The organism is Nocardia farcinica (genome assembly GCF_029867845.1).
Taxonomy (GTDB): domain Bacteria; phylum Actinomycetota; class Actinomycetes; order Mycobacteriales; family Mycobacteriaceae; genus Nocardia; species Nocardia farcinica_A.
This window is the reverse complement of sequence record NZ_JARWRU010000469.1, coordinates 1-3,194: the sequence shown is the minus strand read 5'-3', so window position 1 is coordinate 3,194 and position 3,194 is coordinate 1. Positions and strand designations below refer to the sequence as shown.

Annotated in this window: 3 protein-coding genes; 2 read left to right on the top strand and 1 reads right to left on the bottom strand. The window is 70.3% G+C overall.

From position 1 onward, the window contains the following. Window positions 1-383, bottom strand: a 383-nt coding sequence (locus QH283_RS10095; RefSeq protein WP_432420694.1) for a GtrA family protein, incomplete at its 3' end; no start/stop codon positions are given. 310 nt (window positions 384-693) lie between these two features. On the opposite strand from QH283_RS10095, the gene QH283_RS10090 reads away from it, so the two are divergent. Together QH283_RS10090 and QH283_RS10085 are read left to right on the top strand one after the other, a co-directional pair. Next, a complete protein-coding gene (locus QH283_RS10090; RefSeq protein WP_280502753.1) occupies window positions 694-2,175 on the top strand; it encodes an FAD-binding oxidoreductase in 1,482 nt (493 codons plus the stop codon). After that, a complete protein-coding gene (locus tag QH283_RS10085; RefSeq protein ID WP_280502752.1) occupies window positions 2,172-2,951 on the top strand; it encodes a decaprenylphospho-beta-D-erythro-pentofuranosid-2-ulose 2-reductase in 780 nt (259 codons plus the stop codon). The genes QH283_RS10090 and QH283_RS10085 overlap by 4 nt, the downstream gene beginning before the upstream one ends. The last annotated feature ends 243 nt before the right edge of the window (window positions 2,952-3,194 follow it).

Here is a 3,194-nt window from a genome sequence, read left to right as displayed (position 1 = left end):
ATCCCGGGGCCTATCCTCTCCCTATGTGGGTTCGCGACCCCCCCCCCCCCTGTTTTTGTGTTCGTTTCCCGCCCCCCCACCGCGAGGAAGCGCACCCGGCTCGGCGGGGCCTGGAAGGTCCAGCGGCGGTTGATCAGGTAGGCCGTGGTCGTGCCCGCGACGAAGCCGATCGCCTTGGCGAGCGACAACGGCAGGCCGACCAGCTCCAGCAGGATCAGGTACAGGCCGAAGTCCACGATCGCCGACAGCCCGCCGGTGACCGTGAAGCGGACGATCTGCGTCTTCAGGTCGACGCCGCCCGCGCCGCCGCCCTCGGGGCCGTCGAAGTAATCGTCGACCACGGGTAACTCGGCGGTGGGCGGTAGCTGCTGTTCGGCGTGCACGGCGACGAGCCTAACGCCGCGCGGGCGACGGGTCGCGCCGAGACGCGGGTCCCCGCCCCCACCGGTCACCGGTCCCCGCCGCGGCCGCCCCGGGCGCCTCGGCACCGACCCCACGCCCGACGGGCAGAGGACTCCCCGCCGCACCGGCGGAAGACTCACTGTGCCCCGGCGGAGGACTCACTGTGCCCGGCAGAGGACTCACTGTGCCCCGGCAGAGGACTCCCGTCGAACGGATGGAGGACTCCACCTCGTACCGGCGAGTACAACGAGAGCGGACCCGCGTCCGCGCGGGCATGTAGCCTGTGATCCGATGTCCACGAAAGCTCCGACCACCACCCCGAAGACCGGCGACGACCAGTCCCCGAGCAGCACCGGCGGCGCCGCAGAGCGCACCGGGGCCTACACGCTGCCGACGCGGACCCGCTCGCTGTCCGGGTGGGGTCGCACCGCCCCCACCTCCGCCGAAGTGCTCTCGACCAGCGACCCGGAAGTGATCGCCAAGGCCGTCGCGATGGTCGCCGAGGACAACGACTCCAAGCCCTCGCATCTGCGGCGCGGCGTCATCGCGCGCGGACTCGGCCGTTCCTACGGCGACAACGCCCAGAACGCGGGCGGCCTGGTCGTCGACATGACCGCGCTGAACAAGATCCACCGCATCGACGCCGACACCAGGCTCGTCGACGTGGACGCGGGCGTGACCCTGGACCAGCTGATGCGCGCCGCGCTGCCGTTCGGCCTGTGGGTGCCGGTGCTGCCGGGCACCCGGCAGGTCACCGTGGGCGGGGCCATCGGCTCCGACATCCACGGCAAGAACCACCACAGCGCGGGCAGCTTCGGCAACCACGTGCGCTCGATCGACCTGCTCACCGCGGACGGCACGATCCAGCACCTCACCCCGCGCAAGAACGCCAAGCTGTTCTGGGCGACGATCGGCGGCTGCGGCCTGACCGGCATCATCCTGCGCGTCACCATCGAGATGACCCCGACCGAGACGGCGTACTTCATCGCCGACGGCGATGTCACCGCGGGCCTGGACGAGACCATCGCCTTCCACAGCGACGGCAGCGAGGACAACTACACCTACAGCTCGGCCTGGTTCGACGCGATCAGCCCGATGCCCAAGCTCGGCCGTGCGGTCATCTCCCGCGGCTCGCTGGCCAAGCTGGACCAGCTGCCCAAGAAGCTGCGCAAGAACCCGCTCGGCTTCACCGGCAAGACCTTCCTGACCTTCCCCGACCTGTTCCCGAACGGCCTGCTCAACAAGCAGACCTTCACGCTGGCCACCGAGGTCTGGTACCGCAAGGGCGCCACCTACCGCCAGAAGCCGCAGAACCTGACCGCTTTCTACCACCCGCTGGACATGCTCGGCGAGTGGAACCGCGCCTACGGCTCGCAGGGCTTCCTGCAATACCAGTTCGTGGTGCCGCCGGAGGCCGTCGAGGAGTTCAAGCAGATCCTCATCGACATCCAGCGCAGCGGGCACTACTCGTTCCTCAACGTGTTCAAGTACTTCGGCGAGGGCAACCAGGCGCCGCTGAGCTTCCCGATGCCCGGCTGGAACGTCTGCCTGGACTTCCCCATCCGGCCCGGCCTGAACGAGTTCGTCACCGAACTCGACGCGCGCGTGCTCGAGTTCGGCGGCAGGCTCTACACCGGCAAGGACTCGCGCACCACCGCCGAGACCTTCCACAAGATGTATCCCCGGATCGACGAGTGGATCAAGGTCCGCCGCAGCGTCGACCCCACAGGCGTTTTCATGTCCGATATGGCCAGGAGGCTGGAACTCCAGTGATCAATGCCGTTGGCAACCCGCAAACCGTCCTGCTGTTCGGCGGCACGTCGGAAATCGGTCTGGCGATCGTCGCGGAGTACCTGAAGAAGGGCCCCGCGCGCGTCGTGCTCGCCACGCTGCCCGGCGACCGGCTCACCGAGAGCGCGGTCGAGCAGATGAGGGCGGCGGGCGCGAGCGAGGTCGAGGTGCTCGACTTCGACGCCCTCGACACCGACAGCCACCCGAAGGTGGTCGACGCGGCCTGGGCGCGCGGCGACGTGGACGTCGCGATCGTGGCCTTCGGCCTGCTCGGCGACGCCGAACAGCTGTGGCAGGACCAGAGCAAGGCCGTCCAGATCGCCGGGGTGAACTACACCGCCGCCGTCTCGGTGGGCGTGCTGGTCGGCGAGAAGATGAAGGCGCAGGGCTACGGCCGCATCATCGCCATGTCCTCGGCGGCCGGTGAGCGGGTCAAGCGCTCCAACTTCGTCTACGGCTCCACCAAGGCCGGCCTGGACGGCTTCTACCTCGGCCTCGGCGAGGCGCTGCGCCCCTTCGGCCCGCGCGTGCTGGTGGTGCGCCCCGGCCAGGTGCGCACCGCGACCACCCTGGCCTACTGGAAGTCGACCGGGGCCAAGGAAGCGCCGTTCACCGTCGACAAGGAAGAGGTGGCCGCGCTGGCGGTCGCGGCCTCGGACAAGGGCAAGGAGCTCATCTGGGCGCCCGGCGTCTTCCGCTACGTGATGATGGTGCTGCGGCACATCCCGCGGCCGATCTTCCGCAAGCTGCCGCTCTGAGCGGAGTCGTCGCGCGGCGAGCGTGAACGAGGATCTCCTGAGATGGGCGCGCCCCCCCGGGGGGGCGGGCCGCAGGAGGGCCCCCCCCCCGGGGGGGGGGGCGGGCCCCGCCTCCCCGGGGTGGAGTGGGGGGGCCCCTCTGGGGGTTCGGGGGGGGGGGCGGCGGGGGACGGGGCGGGGTCCGGGATGTGGGTGTGGTCGTCGTCGTCCCAGCCGCGACGCCGCCAGCAGATCGGGCACCAC

Excerpts from the sequence above, each read along its gene's own strand:
- QH283_RS10090 (WP_280502753.1), top strand. The coding sequence starts at position 694 with ATGTCCACGAAAGCTCCGACCACCACCCCGAAGACCGGCGACGACCAG.